This is a genomic window from Pseudomonas sp. Sample_22 (genome assembly GCF_004307635.1).
In the GTDB taxonomy this organism is placed as follows: Bacteria; Pseudomonadota; Gammaproteobacteria; order Pseudomonadales; family Pseudomonadaceae; genus Aquipseudomonas.
In genome coordinates this window covers 65,626-81,654 of sequence record NZ_RCNY01000096.1, presented here as the reverse complement: position 1 = coordinate 81,654, position 16,029 = coordinate 65,626, and the positions used below count along the sequence as shown (strand labels likewise).

Below are 16,029 nucleotides of genomic sequence, written 5' to 3'. Positions count from 1 at the left end.
CCAATCTCTACCAGATATCTCCAATCCAATGTAGGAGCCAGCCTGCTGGCGATGACGGCCTGCCAGCCAACCAATCTCTACCAGATATCTCCAATCCAATGTAGGAGCCAGCCTGCTGGCGATGACGGCCTGCCAGCCGACCAATCTCTACCAGTTATCATCCATCCTGACCGGCCCGACTTGTAATCTGGTACTCGGTATTCAACAGATGATTGTCCTGGCGCAGCTTTCAGTGGGCGAGGTGCTGGATCAGCTCGATCCGCAGCAGTAGAAAAGGAAAAGCCCGCTGACCTTCACAGGTTCAGCGGGCTTTTCTTGTGTGCTGTCAGCCAGGAATTACAAAGTACCGAACACTTTTTTGGCCAAACTGGTCGCCGCCGCCGCCGGGTTCTGGCGCAGGGCTTCTTCCTGTTTGCCGATCATTTCAAACAGGCCATTCAATGCCTGTTCGGTCACGTAGCTTTCGATGTTGGCGTTCTTGGTATCGATCACGCCCATGGTCGCGGCCTGGCCGGCAAATGAGTTGTATTGCTTGGCCAAACCCACCTGGTCGGTGGCTTGCTTGACGATAGGCAGAAACTTGGCGCGGATTTGCTCGCGGCTGGTTTTGTTCAGGTATTGGGTGGCCGAATCGTTGCCGCCACTGAGAATGCCCTTGGCGTCCGCCACGGACATTTTTTTCACCGCATCCACGAGTATGGGCTGGGCTTGGGTCACAGCGGTTTCAGCCGCTTTGTTCATGCTGGTTTCCAGTTGATCGACCTGATCGCCCATGCCGAACTGTTTCATTTTGCTGGCAACCTTGCCCAGCTTGCCCGGCAGTTCGATTTTCACCTCCGGGTTGTTACTGAAGCCGCCCGGCGTGCCGAGTTGCTTCACGGCCAATTGCGCGCCTTGGGTCAGGGCGTCCTTGAGGCCGCCGGTGGCGTCCTGCTGCGACAGGTCAGAGAGTGACAAGGCCATCGCATTGGCGCCGATCATCAAACTGGCACACAGGGCGGCGAAGCGAAGGGTAGGGCGGAACATTGGGGATGCTTCCTTCAGTAGATTAAATTCACAATCAACGCCAGCTCGATTTGTTCGCGGCGCGAAGCGTCGAGCTGCATGGCATGATGGTCGATTCGTGTTGCAAAGGCGCCAGCAGCAAACTGGCGCTTGAATCCGGTCGTCGCGAAGTTTACGTCAAGCGTTGTTGTGAACGGTTGGAATCAGTCGCCGAAAATTGGCGTCTGTTCGATTTGCGGCTGCAGAATCAATTTCCCCGGCTTAAGACCCAGAGCCAGCACCTTCTGACCATAGCCTTCGAACGAGCCGATCAACGCATATTCCTGGCCTGGCCAAATCTTGAACGGGTTATATTTCAAGTAGATGGGCGTGGTCTGTGCGGTCAACCCCACGGCTTCATCGATGACAGCCCCTGGCTGGCCATCGTCGTTCAACTCAACCAACTTCACGAACAACTTTGAGTCGGCAGGATAACCAATTTGAGGCATCCACGATTTGAACACAGCGATGTGGCTCACGGTGCTCAAGTAAATATCGGTATCGTGATCGCCTCCTCCCCACCAGAACGTCTGATCCAGATCCAACAGCAACTGCGAGTCCAGAAAAGAGATTTTTACATTGATGGAGAAGCGGCTGCCGACCTCGTTCACTTCGGAGTCGATCACAACCGGGAAGTTGATGGGGAGTGTCGATGAAAGATGGTTGCTACCCCACTGACTATGAAGTTTTGGTGCATTCCTGTTGCTGATGTCTTGTACTTTGATGCTGATTTCGCAACCTGGCAGAAGTTCAAATCGGGGGGGGAAATGCAGGAGCGTGTTGATAGTGTGTTGGGTCATGATGATTTCCTTATCAAATGAATTCGTCGTAAATGACGAGCGCTGAGCTTATCTCCTGAACATTCAAGTGTTATGTAGGAAGCGTTCGCTAGTAGTCAGCGAATTGTTAACGGGACAGATCAGAAGCGTCCTTGCTTCTGTCGCATAGAGACGTCAGACCTGTTCGACAAGATCCGCCGCATCTTCGCTGCGATGCAATGCCACCTGACGGATCGACAGGCGAATCTCCGCCGGCAGTACCCGTTTAGCCGCGCCTTCGGCCAATTCGCCGAGCAGTTCGTGATAACCCAGCTTGCCGGCTTCATCACGCTTGAGTACGTCAAGGTCGAGCAGGGTCTGGATGAAATGGCGGAACAGGCTTTTGTCGAAGAACTCCGGCGCATTCAGGCCGTGCAGGATCGACAGGCGCTGGGCCATGACCGTGCACAGGTCTTCCAGTTCTTCGGCGCTGATGCTGTTCTGGCCACTGTTGAGCAGCAGGGACACAGTCATGTAGAAGCGCTGCAAGGTCTGGGCGATGCTTTTCGACAACAGCGTCAGTAACACAAAATGCCGCGAACTCGGTGCCGGGCGCAGATACACGTCGTTCTCGAAACGCAACAGGCCTTGCTCAACGAACGCTTGCAGCCATTGATCGATCACCGCATCCAGCTCTTCCAGCGGCCAGCGAATGAACAGCTCCGATTGCAGGTACGGATACAACGCTCGGGTGTAGCGCAGGATCTGTTCGCGGCTCATGCGCGAAGTGCTCTGGAAGAAGCTGGCCAGCAACGCCGGCAGCGCAAAAATGTGCAGCACGTTATTTCGGTAGTACGTCATCAGGACAGCATTCTGCTCGTCCAGATACAGAATCTTGCCCAACGCATCGCTCTGCTCGGACAGCAGGTCCATGGCCTTGACGTGCTCGATCAGCGCGCGGCCGTCGCCTTCCGGCAATGTCGTGTGCGACGAGTAAGGCACTTTGCGCAACAGCGCCAGATACAGGTCCAGCACCCGCGCCATGGCGCGATCGTCCAGGGCCAGGCGGCTGGTGGACAGCAGCGCGAGCGCGACGAGGTTCACCGGATTGATCGCCGCCGCTTCGTTCAGATGCTGTGCGACTTTCTCGCCGAGGCGGTTGGTGGTTTCGTTGAGCCACGCCGGTTTGAACTGCGGACCGAGTTCCTGTTGACGCCAGTCGGGTTGTTCGCTGTCGAGGAATTCCGCCAGTTTGATCGGCTCGCCGAAGTTCACCGCCACTTGGCCGAAGCGCTGTTTGAGCGCGCCGATGACTTTGAAAATATCGAAGATCGATTCTTTCTTTTTGCTTGCACCGCGCAACTCGCCCAGATAGGTCCGACCTTCCAGCACCCGCTCATAGCCGATATACACCGGCACGAACACGATGGGCATGCGCGAAGAGCGCAGGAAACTGCGCAGGGTGATGGCGAGCATTCCGGTTTTCGGTTGCAGCATGCGCCCGGTGCGCGAACGGCCGCCCTCGACAAAGTATTCCACCGGGAAACCCTTGGTGAACAAGGTATGCAGGTACTCGTTGAACACCGAAGTGTAAAGCGGGTTGCCCTTGAACGTGCGCCGCATGAAAAACGCGCCGCCACGTCGCAGCAGGCTGCCGATCACCGGCATGTTGAGGTTGATCCCGGCGGCAATGTGCGGTGGCGTCAGGCCGTTGCGGAACAGCAGGTACGAGAGCAGCAGGTAGTCAATGTGGCTGCGGTGGCATGGCACGTAGATCACTTCGTGACCCTGGGCGACCTTCTGCACGCCTTCGATGTGGTTGACCTTGATGCCGTCGTAGATCTTGTTCCAGAACCAGCTCAGCACCACTTCAAGGAAGCGGATGGCGGTGTAGGTGTAGTCCGAAGCAATCTCGTTGCCGTAGCGCAGGGCCTGGGCCTTGGCTTTCTCCGGTGAGATGTTCTCGCGCTCGGCTTCATCGAGGATTGCCTGCTTGACCAAGGGCTGATTGACCAGACCCTTGACCAGATTGCGCCGGTGGGAGATGTCCGGGCCGATCACGGCGGCCTTCAGGTTGCGAAAGTGCACCCGCAGAATGCGCTGGGCCATGCGCACAGTACGCTCGTGGCCCTTGTTGTGGTCGATCAGTTCGCGCAGGTGGATGGGCGCGGAAAACTGTACGCGGGTTTTGCGCCCCAGCACGATGATGCTCAACAACCGACGCAGGCGTCCGGTAACGGCCCAGCTATCGGCGAACAGGAGTTTCCATGGACTGTTCTCGCTGTCCGGCGACTGGCCCCAGAACACGCTTACCGGAATGATCTGCGCGTCTTCGGCGGCGTTCTGGCTCAGGGCACTGACCAGGCGAGTCAAGGTGGGTGGCGCACCGCGCTTGTCCTGGCGGCCGAGCCAGTCGGGATCAGGCGTCAGGTAGAAAAACGCCGCCGGCTCGATCAATGAACCGACCGACACCGGCAGCACCGGACGCGGCAGCCCGGCTTTGCTGCACTCGGTGTCGACCACGGCCAGATCGGTCAGCGAAGGATTTTGCAGGACGTAGAACACCGGACGACTGCGGTCGAGGTTGAGGGTGAACGACGACTGGTTGATCGTCTCCGAGCGGACCCAGAGGTACAACAGGCGGCGCAAGGTGCCAAACACAAGACGGCGGAACGGGGAACGGGTCATACGGCTTCTGCGTGAGTGAGTAAAACCAAGCAATTGCTCGGGAGGGCCGTAGTGTGCCGGATTCGTCGAAAATCGGCAAAAAAGCAGTCAACCATTCTGTAGTTGAGAGTTTTTGTGTCTGTCATATACTCGGCCGCTCAAAATAAAAACAAAGGGGGTACTGACATGGCAACGCGCGAAACCGGCAACGTGAAGTGGTTCAACGACGCCAAGGGTTACGGCTTTATTCAGCGCGAAGACGGGGTGGACGTGTTCGTGCATTACCGCGCGATTCGCGGTGAGGGCCACCGCTCGCTGACTGAAGGCCAGCAGGTCGAGTACGCGGTGGTGGAAGGGCAGAAGGGGTTGCAGGCTGAGGATGTTGTAGGCCTGTGATGATCGTTCCCACGCTCTGCGTGGGAATGCCTCAACGGACGCTCTGCGTCCGCTTTGGGACGCGGAGCGTCCCGGGCTGCGTTCCCACGCAGAGCATGGGAACGGGCGGAATCAGGCGGTTTTCCAGGTGATCTCTTCTTCACCATCGGCGCTGATGCGAATCCAGCGATCCGCCGTTTCCTCACCTTCTTCCTCGACCCAAGTCCCCGGCGCGCAACGCACTTCGACGTTCAGTGCGGCAAATGCGGCGCGGGCGCAGGCGATGTCGTCGTCCCATGGGGTCTGGTCGCTTTCCAGGTACAGGCTGTTCCACTTGCCAACGGCTTTCGGCAGCCAGGTCACTGGCACGTTGCCGGCCTTGCACTTGTAGGTCTGGCCTTTCTGGACCCAGTCGGTACACGGGCCCAATGCCGCTGCGAGCCAGGCCGAAATGGCTTTGTGATCGACGTCGGCGTCTTTCAGGTAAATCTCTATATCGGGTTGGCGCATGGATGTCCTCACTGCGGGTCTGAAAAATCCATTCGCGGATTTAGCCGGCCCCGGGCACTCGCCCGGAACCAAAAGTTATTGAAGAACGAAATAATCGTAGCGCATCGATACGGTGGTCTCGAACGGCTCGGCCTGTTCGATGACCGCCGCGCGACGCTCGGCACTGGCACGCCAGCCGTGAGGCGTCATCGCCAGCAGGTTGGCGCGGTCCTGCGGCTTGTCCAGGGTCAGTTTGAACGTCAGCGTCTCACTGTGTGCCAGCGCCATGCCTTGCGGCACCAGGTCCAGATGCTTGTCGTCAATGTACTCGCGGACTTCGTCGTACAGCCGCTCGCGCAATTCCATCAGGTGGCCGCTGGTCGGGCCGACTTTCATCAGGCCGCCGCCGGGGCTGAGCAAGCGTTTGGCTTCTTCCCAGTCCAGCGGGCTGAACACGCTGGCCAGGAATTGGCAGCTACCGGAAGCCAATGGCACTCGCGCCATGCTGGCGATCAACCAGGTCAGTTTCGGATTGCGTTTGCAGGCGCGTTTGACGGCCTCCCGGGAAATATCCAGGGCGTAGCCATCGGCACCCGGCAAGGCTTCGGCGATTTGCGCGGTGTAGTATCCCTCGCCACAGCCGATGTCGAGCCAGCGCTGCGGCGCATAGCCCGCCGCCAATTCCGCCAGGCGCCTGGCCACCGGCGCGTAATGCCCGGCGTTCAGGAAGTCGCGGCGCGCTTCGACCATGGCCTGGTTATCCCCAGGGTCGCGGCTGTTCTTGTGCTGCACCGGCAACAGGTTCAGGTAACCCTGACGCGCACGATCGAAACGATGCCCGGCGGGGCAGGCCACGCCATTGTCCACCGCGTTCAGCGGTTCACTGCAGATGGGGCAAGCAAGCATCAGGCGAGCAACTTGATCAGGGTCTGGTAATAGATTTCGGTCAGCACATCGAGGTCGGCCGCCAAAACGCGTTCATTGACCTGGTGGATGGTCGCGTTGACCGGCCCCAACTCAACCACTTGCGTACCCATGGTCGCGATAAAACGCCCGTCGGAAGTGCCACCGCTGGTGGAAGCCTTGGTTTCACGGCCAGTGATGTCCTTGATGCTCGACGACACCGCGTCCAGCAGCGCGCCGGGTTCGGTGAGGAACGGCAGACCCGACAGCGCCCAGTCGATGTGCCAGTCCAGGCCATGCTTGTCGAGGATGTCGGCGACGCGCTTTTGCAGGCCTTCGACGGTGGACTCGGTGGAGAAACGGAAGTTGAACACCGCCACCAGATCACCCGGAATCACGTTGGTCGCGCCGGTGCCGGAGTTGACGTTGGAAATCTGGAAACTGGTCGGCGGGAAGAAATCGTTGCCGTGGTCCCAGTGCTCGGCGGCCAGCTCGGCCAGCGCCGGGGCGGCGAGGTGGATCGGGTTCTTCGCCAGGTGCGGATAGGCCACGTGACCCTGGACGCCGCGCACTGTCAGCTTGGCGCCGAGGGAGCCACGACGGCCGTTCTTGACCACGTCACCCACCAGGGCGGTGCTCGACGGTTCGCCGACGATGCACCAGTCCAGGCGCTCCTTGCGCGCCGCCAGGCGCTCTACCACTGCCTTGGTGCCGTGGTGTGCCGGGCCTTCTTCGTCGCTGGTGATCAGGAACGCAACTTTGCCCTTGTGATCCGGGTAGTCGGCGACGAAACGTTCGGCCGCCACGGTCATCGACGCCAGGCTGCCTTTCATGTCCGCCGCGCCGCGGCCACAGAGCATGCCATGTTCGTCGATCACCGCGTTGAACGGATCGATCTGCCACGCGGTCACCGGACCGGTCGGGACCACGTCGGTGTGACCGGCGAAGCACAGCACCGGGCCATCGTGTTTGCCGTGGGTGGCCCAGAAGTTATCCACATCTTCGATGCGCATCGGTTCGAGTGCAAAACCGGCATCGCCCAGGCGCTGCATCATCTGCTTCTGGCAATCGGCGTCGACCGGCGTCACGGACGGACGGCGAATCAGGTCGATGGCGAGTTGAAGGGTCGGCGAAAGGTCGGCGTGGGCCGTCATGGAAAACTCCGGAAGCTGTAAATGTGTAGGAGCAAAGCTTGCTCGCGATGAACGATGATGAGGTGGTTCTGTTACATCGAGTCGCGTTCATCGCGAGCAAGCTTTGCTCCTACAGGGCGTAGGGGCTGGCCCCGCAAAATGGCGGTTATCTTAAAGCAAAACGGCGACCATTGGCCGCCGTTTAGTGCATCCGCAAAGATTTAGACGGCAGGTGCCGTTTGCGTCTCTGGCGCCGGTTTAGGCAAGGACGACAGGAACGCCATGATCAACGCCGCCAGATACGGCAGCGATTGCACAAGCAACATGGCCACCCAGAACCGCATGTCGTTGCTCGGCATGCCATTGACCAGGAAGATCCCCAAGGCAGCGCCCCACAGCAGCAGCATGATGAACACCTCTTCCCGGGCTTCCGAAATCGCCACCCAGAGCCCGTGGTTGTCGGCATTTTTCGGGGTGCGGAAGAACGGAATGCTGCTGGTGAAGAAACCGTACAACACCGCTTTGGCGATGGTGTGCGACAACGCCAGCCCGGCCAGCGCCGCGCAGAACGCATCCTTGAGGTTCACGCCAACGGCGCGACGGTAAAGGAAGATGATCTTGCCGACCTTGAATACGAACAGCGCCAATGGCGGGATCGCGAAAATCAGCAGCGGTGGATCGACCCGTTGCGGCACGATGATCATCGCCGCCGACCACAACAACGCGCCAACGGTGAAGAAAATGTTCATGCCGTCCGCCACCCACGGCAACCAGCCCGCGAGGAAGTGGTAGCGCTGACCGCGGGTCAGCTCAGTGTCCTTGCCGCGCAGCAGGCTGGCGGTGTGACGCTTGATGATCTGAATCGCACCGTAGGCCCAGCGGAACCGCTGTTTCTTGAAGTCGATGAAGGTATCGGGCATCAGGCCTTTGCCGTAGCTGTCGTGGTAATACGCCGCCGACAGGCCTTTTTCGAACACGCGCAGACCCAGTTCGGCGTCTTCACAGATGCACCAGTCGGCCCAGCCCAGTTCTTCGAGCACCGAGCGCCGCGTCATGGTCATGGTGCCGTGCTGGATGATCGCATCGCGGTCGTTGCGGGTGACCATGCCGATGTGGAAGAAGCCTTTGTATTCCGCATAGCAAAGCTTCTTGAAAGTGCTTTCGTTCTGGTCGCGGTAGTCCTGCGGCGACTGCACCACGGCGATTTTCGGATCGGCGAAGTGCGGCACCATGTGCTTGAGCCAGTTCGGGTGCACGCAGTAATCGGAGTCGATGACCGCGATCACTTCGGCATCCTTGGCCGTGTGCGGAATCAGGTAATTCAACGCGCCGCCCTTGAAACCGGCCAGAGGCGCGACGTGGAAGAACTTGAAGCGCGGGCCGAGGGTCTCGCAATAATCGCGCACCGGTTCCCAGACCGCCGGGTCCTTGGTGTTGTTATCGATGATCAGGACTTCGAAGTCCGGATAATCGAGATTGGCCAGGGCGTTGAGGGTCTGTTTGACCATCTCCGGCGGCTCGTTGTAGCAGGGCACGTGGATCGAGACTTTTGGCCGGTAACTGGAATCACCCACCACCGGCAGGAATTCCCGGCGCCGTTTGTGAATCCACACCGCTTCAGCCAGCTCGTGAGCCTCGGTCAGCAGCACGATAAACACCCCGAGCGCGCCAAGGGCGAGCAAAAAGCCGACCGTCAGGCTGAACCAGGTGCTGTATTGCTGGCTGTAGTCATAGCCGATCCACACCAGTACCGAACCGCAAAGGAACGCGATAAAGGTCAAGAAGGTACGGCCACGCTGGCGCAGGGCCGAGCCGTCGATCATCAGCAAGGTCAGCGACAGCAGGGCCAGGACGACCGAACCGATGGCCAGTACGCGCCATTGCGGGATCGCGACCACCGGGCCTTCGAAGTTGAATTTCTGCTGGCGCGCAGCGTTGAACACGCCCCAATAAGCGCCCACCGAGCCTTCGTCACTGGCTTTCCATGGTTGGTCAAACGCTTCGATGACGAAGTAGTTGAAACCCTGGCGGTTGAGTTTGTTGACCAGCGTGCGCAGGTAGATCGCTTGATCCGCCGGCGATGCATCGGCACCGCCGCGCATGCGGCCGTTGCTCGGCCAGCCGACTTCGGACAGCAGCAACGGTTTTTTCGGGAACATCTTTTTCAGGTCGCGGGCGCGGTCGAGGACGAACTGCCCGGCCTTGTCCATCGGGATGAATTCCCAATAAGGCAGGACGTGAGCGGCGATCAGGTCAACGTGCTTGGCCAGTTCCGGGTGTTCTTCCCACACGTGCCACTGCTCGGAGGTGGTCACCGGCACTTTCACGGCAGCACGGACGCGATCGAGGATCACGCTCAGTTCTGCGGCGGTGATTTCCTTGCGGAAGATCGCCTCGTTGCCGACCACCACGCGAACCACACTGCGCGAGGAGTTGGCGATTTCGATGGCGCGGGTGATTTCCCGTTCGTTGCGTTCCTGGTCCGGACTGATCCAGATCCCCAGGGTTACCCGCAGGCCGAACTCTTCCGCCAGTTTGGGGATGTTCTGCAGCGCACCGTCGACCGAGTAAGTACGGATGTTGTCCGTCAACTTGCTCATGATCTCCAGGTCGCGACGCATTTGATCGTCGGTCGGGTACTGTTCTTTCTGTGGGAATTGGCCTTGCTGAAACGGCGAATACGAGAAGCCGGAGATCTGTTCAGGCCAGTTGGGAGCGGTCACCGGGCGATTGATCAGCGCCCAGAAGCCGGTAAACAAGGCGGCGATGGCGAGTACCACCACCAGGTTGAGTCCAAATTTACGCGATGACATAGCTATTTCGGGTTCCAAAGACTGTGGAACAAATAAACGGTCGGCGGCCGTAGAAGGGCGCGCATCCTACACTGGCGGTTCACTGAACGTACACCGGACAGGGAAATGCCGGACGTTGGGCAATCCAAGTCGGTTTAAGTTCTTTGGTTAGAGCGCGTCAGGTAAATCTTCGTTCGATGTAGTTTTTCCGGAAGATGTCCGTTCATAGCGTAATGATGCTCTTGACCGTCGGTGGCCCTATAATGCGCGCCGGTTTTTAGGGTAATGGTCATGAGTACAGAAGATCCGCGGTTTGCTGGCATCGCCCGTTTGTATGGCATCGAAGGCCTTGAGCGCTTGAAAGCCGCCCATGTGGCGATCGTCGGCGTCGGCGGCGTCGGTTCCTGGGCGGCGGAAGCCATGGCCCGGTGTGGTGTAGGCGAAATATCGTTGTTCGACCTCGACGACGTCTGCGTCAGCAATGCCAACCGTCAGTTGCATGCACTGGACAGCACTGTCGGCAAACCCAAGGTCGAGGTGATGGCCGAGCGCCTGCGCGGGATCAACCCGGATTGCACGGTGCATGCAGTGCCTGACTTCGTTACCCGTGACACCATGGCTGAATACATCACGCCGAACATCGACTGCGTGATCGATTGCATCGACAGCGTCAACGCCAAGGCAGCGCTGATCGCTTGGTGCAAACGCCGCAAAATCCAGATCATCACCACCGGCGGTGCTGGCGGGCAGATCGATCCGACGCTGATCCAGGTCTGCGACCTCAACCGCACCTTCAATGATCCGCTGGCCTCGAAAGTCCGTTCCACCTTGCGCCGTGACTACGGCTTCTCCCGCACCGTAACCCGCCACTACAGCGTGCCGTGCGTGTTTTCCACCGAGCAACTGCGCTACCCGAAACCGGACGGCAGTATTTGTTTGCAGAAGAGTTTTGTCGGTGAGGGTGTGAAGCTCGACTGCGCCGGTGGTTTTGGCGCCGTGATGATGGTGACGGCGACATTCGGCATGGTCGCGGCGACCAAGGCTGTGGACAAGATTGTGGCGGGTGTGCGGCGGCCGGCGGATCGGGTAAAACCTGCGGTATGATCGATGATCGTTCCCACGCTCTGCGTGGGAATGCAGCCCGGGACGCTCCGCGTCCCTTTCCAGAGCTGGAACGCGGAGCGTCCCTTGAGGCATTCCCACGCAGAGCGTGGGAACGATCGGTCAGGCGGCCAGTTCGCGCATCCGCTGTAGTACGGCATTCAGGCCATTGCTGCGCGACTCTGATAACTGTCGCCCCAATCCCAACTGATTGAACCAATCCGCCAAATCCACCTGCCGCAACTCCACCGCCGACAACCCGTTAACCCGCGCCAACAACAACGCCACCAATCCACGAATCAATCGCGCATCGCTGTTGGCGCTGAATCGCCAGTGCCCGTCGCGTAATTCGCCTACCAGCCACACCTGACTTTCACAGCCGTGCACACGGTTGGCATCACACATTTGCGCATCGCTCAACGCAGGCAGGCGATCGCCCCACTGCATCAGCAGGCGCGCCCGCTGTTCCCAGCCGGCCGCGTTTTGAAAGGTTTCGAGTGCCGTCACGGCATCGGCAGGCAGGTTCATCGCAACAGCTCCAGCGCTTGATCCAGTGCTTCAAAGAACCGCTCCAGATCTTCGGAATCGTTATACAACGCCAACGACACCCGAATCGCTCCGGCCAGATGGAAGCTCTTGAGCAACGGCATGGCGCAGTGATGACCGGCGCGCACCGCGATCCCTTGTTCGGTCAGCAAGTGCGCCAAGTCAGAGTTATGCACACCTTCGACAGTAAAACTGACCAGTGCCAACTGTGGCTTGCCCAGCAAGTGGACGCCATTGCGTGCAGCAAGGCCTTTGAGCAGATAGTCGTGCAGCGCCGCTTCATGGGCGGACACCGCGTCCTGATCGAGAGCGGCGAGATAGTCCAGTGTCGCCCCAAGACCGATCACACTGGCGATCGGTGGTGTCCCGGCCTCGAATCCCAATGGCGCCGGGCGAAAGCGTGCGTCGTGGTAGTTGGCGTCCAGTACCATCTCGCCGCCGAACTGCCAGGGGCGCAGTCGTTGCAACGCTTCATTGCGACCGAACAACGCACCGAGGCCATCGGGGCCGTAGAGCTTGTGGCTGGAAAACACATAAAAGTCGCAACCCAGCGCCTGCACATCATGGCGACCATGGACCACGCCTTGCGCGCCGTCGACCACGGTCAAGGCGTTGTGCGCCTTGGCCATTGCCAGCAGCGCAGGCAAAGGCTGCCAGGCGCCGATCACGTTGGACAATTGGCTGACGGCCAACAGACGCGTGCGCGGACCGATCAAGCCGGTGGCGGCTTCAAGATCGATCACACCGTCGGCATCCAGTGGCAGGACCACCAGTTTCAGCTCACGGCGGTGCGCCAGTTGCTGCCACGGCAGCAGGTTGGCGTGATGCTCCAGGGCGCTGATGACAATCTCGTCGCCCGGATGGAATAGATGCTCCAGGCCATAAGCCAGCAGATTCAGCGCGGACGTCGCGCCATGGGTAAAGATGATCTGCCCGCGGTCAGCGGCATTGAGCCATTGCGCGACTTTGCGGCGGCTGTCCTCGAACGCCTGGGTGGCATGGGCGCCGGGCAAATGTTGTGCCCGATGCACGTTGGCTGCGCCGTTGGCATAGTAATGCGCCAGGGCATCCAGCAGGGCTTGAGGTTTTTGCGTGGTGGCGGCGTTGTCCAGATAAGTCTGGCCTTGCCGTTGCAGGGCGGCGATGGCTGGAAAATCGGCGCGCCAGGGAGAGGGAATCAGCATGTTATCGGGCCCTGGTGAACATGGGCGGGGTTACACCGCACTACTGTGGGAGCAAAGCTTGCTCGCGATGGGGCCTTTGGACCGCCAAAAGCATCGCGGGCAAGCCATGCTCCTACAGAGGGGCGATGATGCGCTGCTTAGTTGTGAGCGTGCAGCGCTTCGTTCAGTTCGATAGCCGATTTGTGGGTTTTGCATTCCACAGCGCCGGTTTCCGAATTGCGACGGAACAGCAGGTCGGCCTGGCCGGCCAGTTCACGAGCCTTCACCACTTTGACCAGTTGGTTTTTCTCGTCCAGCAGCGCCACTTTGGTACCAGCGGTCACATACAGGCCGGACTCAACGGTATTGCGGTCACCCAATGGAATGCCGATACCGGCGTTGGCGCCGATCAGGCAGCCTTCACCAACCTTGATCACGATGTTGCCGCCGCCCGACAGGGTGCCCATGGTCGAGCAACCGCCGCCCAGGTCTGAACCCTTGCCGACGAACACGCCAGCCGAGACGCGACCTTCGATCATGCCCGGGCCTTCGGTGCCAGCGTTGAAGTTGATGAAGCCTTCGTGCATCACGGTGGTGCCTTCGCCCACGTAGGCACCCAGACGCAGACGCGCCGCGTCAGCGATGCGCACGCCGGCCGGTACCACGTAGTCGGTCATTTTCGGGAACTTGTCCACCGAGAACACTTCCAGCAGCTCGCCACGCAGGCGCGCTTCCAGTTGGTGTTCGGCCAGTTCGCCCAGGTCGATCGCGCCCTGGCTGGTCCAGGCCACGTTCGGCAGCAACGGGAAGATGCCAGCCAGGTTCAGGCCGTGCGGCTTGACCAGACGATGGGACAGCAAGTGCAGCTTGAGGTACGCCTCAGGGGTCGAAGACAGTTGCGCGTCTTCAGCCAGCAAGGTGGCGACCAGTGGCTTGTGGCTCTCGGCCAGACGGGTCAGCAGGGCAGCCTGGGCAGCGTCGACGCCTTTGACGGCTTCGGCCAGTTGCGAGGCCTGAGCCGTGGTGAATGCGATGGCCTGATTGCCTTCGCTGTAGCCCAGGATCGGCGCGATGGCGGCGACCAGTTCGGCCGACGGGTTGAGCAACGGCTGCGCGTAGAACACTTCCAGCCATGCGCCTTCACGGTTTTGAGTGCCGACACCAAAGGCCAGGCTGAACAGGGTAGTGGACATGTTGATACCTCTAACAAATTGAAACGGGCTGCTTACTTGAGCGCGGCCGCGTAGATATCTGGCTTGAAGCCAATCAGGGTTCGGTCACCGAGATCGAGCACCGGGCGCTTGATCATCGAAGGTTGTGCGAGCATCAGTTCAATGGCTTTCGACTGGTCGAGATCGGCTTTGCGTTCGTCGTCGAGCTTGCGAAAGGTCGTGCCTGCGCGGTTCAACACCACTTCCCAGCCGTGCTCGTTGCACCATTGGGTCAGGTGTTCCCGGTCGATTCCGAGCGCCTTGTAATCATGAAAGTCATAGCTGACAGCGTGTTCATCGAGCCAGGTGCGCGCCTTTTTCATGGTGTCGCAGGCCTTGATGCCGAAAAGGTGCAACGTTTTACTTGAAACGGTCAAGGAATTGCCCCCTTTACAGGTGCTGGAGAAAAAAGGTGACGGATTATGCCATGACCGGACGGTTTCGCGTCGGCCGGGCTCGGGTTTGTCTGCGGCCCGGACGGCATTGCGCTGTTCGGGCCATTGACTTTACAGGCGATGGCGAATGATGAACGCTCGAATCCGTTCTGCCGCTTCGACACACTCCGCCAACGGTGCAACCAATGCCAGGCGCACACGCCCCGCACCCGGATTGGCGCCATCGACTTCACGGGACAGATAAGAACCTGGCACCACCGTTACATGTTCCTGCGCGAACAAATCACGACAGAACGCTTCGTCATCACCCTCGACGTTCGGCCACAAGTAAAAACCACCGTCCGGGCGCTGCACATCCATGACCGGGCTTAAAATCTCCAACACCGCATCATATTTCTCGCGATACAGCGCACGGTTGGCGCGCACATGCACTTCGTCGTTCCATGCGGCAACGCTGGCCAGTTGCGTTTGCACCGGCATCGCGCAGCCGTGATAGGTGCGATAGAGCAGGAAGCCTTTAAGAATGTCGGCGTCACCTGCGACAAAGCCCGAACGCAAACCAGGCAAGTTGGAACGCTTGGACAGGCTGTGGAACACCACGCAACGCTTGAAGTCCTTGCGACCCAGTTCCACGCAGGCGCTGAGCAGGCCCGGCGGAGGGGTTTGTTCGTCGAAGTACAGTTCGCTGTAGCACTCGTCGGCGGCGATCACGAAGTCGTATTGGTCGGCCAGGGCGATCAGCTTCTTCAGCGTGTCGACCGGGATCAATGCACCAGTCGGATTGCCTGGCGAGCACAGGAACAGGATCTGGCAGCGTTTCCAGATGTCTGGCGACACAGCCTCGAAGTCTGGATTGAAGCCATTCTCGTCCAGGCATGGCAGGTAATGCGGCTTGGCCCCGGCGAGGAACGCCGCGCCTTCGTAGATCTGGTAGAACGGGTTCGGACTGACGACCAGCGCGTCATCGCCACGGTTGACCACGGTCTGGGTGAATGCGAACAGCGCTTCGCGAGTGCCGTTGACGGGCAGCACGTTGCGCGCCGGATCGATCCAGCCGTCTGGCACGCCGAAACGCCGCTCGCACCAGGCAGCGATGGCTTCACGCAGCTCCGGGACGCCGAGGGTGGTCGGGTACACCGCCATTTTTTCCAGATTGCTGGCCAGGGCTTCGGCAACGAAGCTTGGCGAACGGTGCTTCGGTTCGCCGATCGACAGCGCGATAGGGCGTTTGTCGGGGTTGGGTGTGACGCTGCCAAGCAGGGCGCGGAGTTTCTCGAACGGGTAGGGCTGGAGCTGGGACAGAGCGTTGTTCATCGATAAATCTCGTTCGGTGTTGGGGCGGCGCTGATCCCTGTAGGAGCGAGCCTGCTCGCGATGGTCGTCATCGATGACACTGGGGGGCTGTTACCCCGTGGCGTCCTCGGGTCCATCGCGAGCAGGCTCGCTCCTACA

At 59.8% G+C, this 16,029-nt stretch carries 15 protein-coding genes; 3 read left to right on the top strand and 12 right to left on the bottom strand.

The features are described from left to right. Window positions 1-121 precede the first annotated feature (121 nt). The gene (locus D8U73_RS29300; RefSeq protein ID WP_177435059.1) at window positions 122-271 is read left to right on the top strand and encodes a hypothetical protein; all 150 of its coding nucleotides are present in this window, start codon (window positions 122-124) and stop codon (window positions 269-271) included. A gap of 65 nt (window positions 272-336) precedes the next feature. Here D8U73_RS29300 and D8U73_RS28845 read toward each other — a convergent pair whose 3' ends face one another. From D8U73_RS28845 to plsB, 3 genes are all read right to left on the bottom strand, one after another. Continuing rightward, window positions 337-1,026: a DUF4197 domain-containing protein gene (locus D8U73_RS28845; protein WP_056856263.1), complete on the bottom strand. Its 690-nt coding sequence runs from the start codon at window positions 1,024-1,026 to the stop codon at window positions 337-339. Between the two features lie 182 nt (window positions 1,027-1,208). Continuing rightward, window positions 1,209-1,844, bottom strand: a complete 636-nt coding sequence (locus tag D8U73_RS28840; protein WP_130906382.1) for a hypothetical protein — start codon at window positions 1,842-1,844, stop codon at window positions 1,209-1,211. Between the two features lie 153 nt (window positions 1,845-1,997). Next, a complete protein-coding gene (plsB, locus tag D8U73_RS28835) occupies window positions 1,998-4,490 on the bottom strand; it encodes a glycerol-3-phosphate 1-O-acyltransferase PlsB (protein ID WP_130906381.1) in 2,493 nt (830 codons plus the stop codon). 165 nt (window positions 4,491-4,655) lie between these two features. Between plsB and D8U73_RS28830 the strand changes: the two genes are divergently transcribed. After that, window positions 4,656-4,865, top strand: a complete 210-nt coding sequence (locus D8U73_RS28830) for a cold-shock protein (protein WP_007954750.1) — start codon at window positions 4,656-4,658, stop codon at window positions 4,863-4,865. Between the two features lie 111 nt (window positions 4,866-4,976). Here the strand turns inward: D8U73_RS28830 and D8U73_RS28825 are convergent, their stop codons facing one another. From D8U73_RS28825 to D8U73_RS28810, 4 genes are all read right to left on the bottom strand, one after another. Beyond that, window positions 4,977-5,354, bottom strand: a complete 378-nt coding sequence (locus D8U73_RS28825) for a hypothetical protein (RefSeq protein ID WP_056856260.1) — start codon at window positions 5,352-5,354, stop codon at window positions 4,977-4,979. Between the two features lie 75 nt (window positions 5,355-5,429). Next, a complete protein-coding gene (locus D8U73_RS28820) occupies window positions 5,430-6,239 on the bottom strand; it encodes a putative RNA methyltransferase (RefSeq protein ID WP_056856259.1) in 810 nt (269 codons plus the stop codon). Then, on the bottom strand, window positions 6,239-7,390 hold the full coding sequence (gene dapE / locus D8U73_RS28815; protein WP_056856258.1) for a succinyl-diaminopimelate desuccinylase: 1,152 nt from the start codon (window positions 7,388-7,390) through the stop codon (window positions 6,239-6,241). Before dapE ends, D8U73_RS28820 begins: the two co-directional genes overlap by 1 nt. Window positions 7,391-7,590: 200 nt before the next feature. After that, window positions 7,591-10,182, bottom strand: coding sequence for a glycosyltransferase (locus D8U73_RS28810; RefSeq protein ID WP_130906380.1), 2,592 nt, complete (start codon window positions 10,180-10,182; stop codon window positions 7,591-7,593). A 264-nt stretch (window positions 10,183-10,446) separates the two neighbouring features. On the opposite strand from D8U73_RS28810, the gene tcdA reads away from it, so the two are divergent. After that, window positions 10,447-11,265, top strand: coding sequence for a tRNA cyclic N6-threonylcarbamoyladenosine(37) synthase TcdA (gene tcdA, locus D8U73_RS28805; RefSeq protein ID WP_130906379.1), 819 nt, complete (start codon window positions 10,447-10,449; stop codon window positions 11,263-11,265). A gap of 120 nt (window positions 11,266-11,385) precedes the next feature. On the opposite strand, the gene D8U73_RS28800 is transcribed toward tcdA, so the two are convergent. From D8U73_RS28800 to dapC, 5 genes are all read right to left on the bottom strand, one after another. Continuing rightward, window positions 11,386-11,790 carry a SufE family protein gene (locus D8U73_RS28800; RefSeq protein WP_130906378.1) on the bottom strand — a complete coding sequence of 135 codons (405 nt, stop codon included), beginning with the start codon at window positions 11,788-11,790 and terminating at the stop codon, window positions 11,386-11,388. Next, window positions 11,787-12,992 carry a cysteine desulfurase gene (locus D8U73_RS28795; protein WP_130906377.1) on the bottom strand — a complete coding sequence of 402 codons (1,206 nt, stop codon included), beginning with the start codon at window positions 12,990-12,992 and terminating at the stop codon, window positions 11,787-11,789. The genes D8U73_RS28800 and D8U73_RS28795 overlap by 4 nt, the downstream gene beginning before the upstream one ends. Before the next feature lie 137 nt (window positions 12,993-13,129). Beyond that, complete coding sequence (gene dapD / locus D8U73_RS28790) at window positions 13,130-14,164, bottom strand: 2,3,4,5-tetrahydropyridine-2,6-dicarboxylate N-succinyltransferase (protein ID WP_056856253.1); 1,035 nt, start codon at window positions 14,162-14,164, stop codon at window positions 13,130-13,132. A 32-nt stretch (window positions 14,165-14,196) separates the two neighbouring features. Next, complete coding sequence (locus tag D8U73_RS28785) at window positions 14,197-14,559, bottom strand: ArsC family reductase (RefSeq protein ID WP_130906376.1); 363 nt, start codon at window positions 14,557-14,559, stop codon at window positions 14,197-14,199. 129 nt (window positions 14,560-14,688) lie between these two features. Continuing rightward, window positions 14,689-15,891: a succinyldiaminopimelate transaminase gene (gene dapC / locus D8U73_RS28780; protein WP_056856251.1), complete on the bottom strand. Its 1,203-nt coding sequence runs from the start codon at window positions 15,889-15,891 to the stop codon at window positions 14,689-14,691. Window positions 15,892-16,029: the final 138 nt, after the last annotated feature.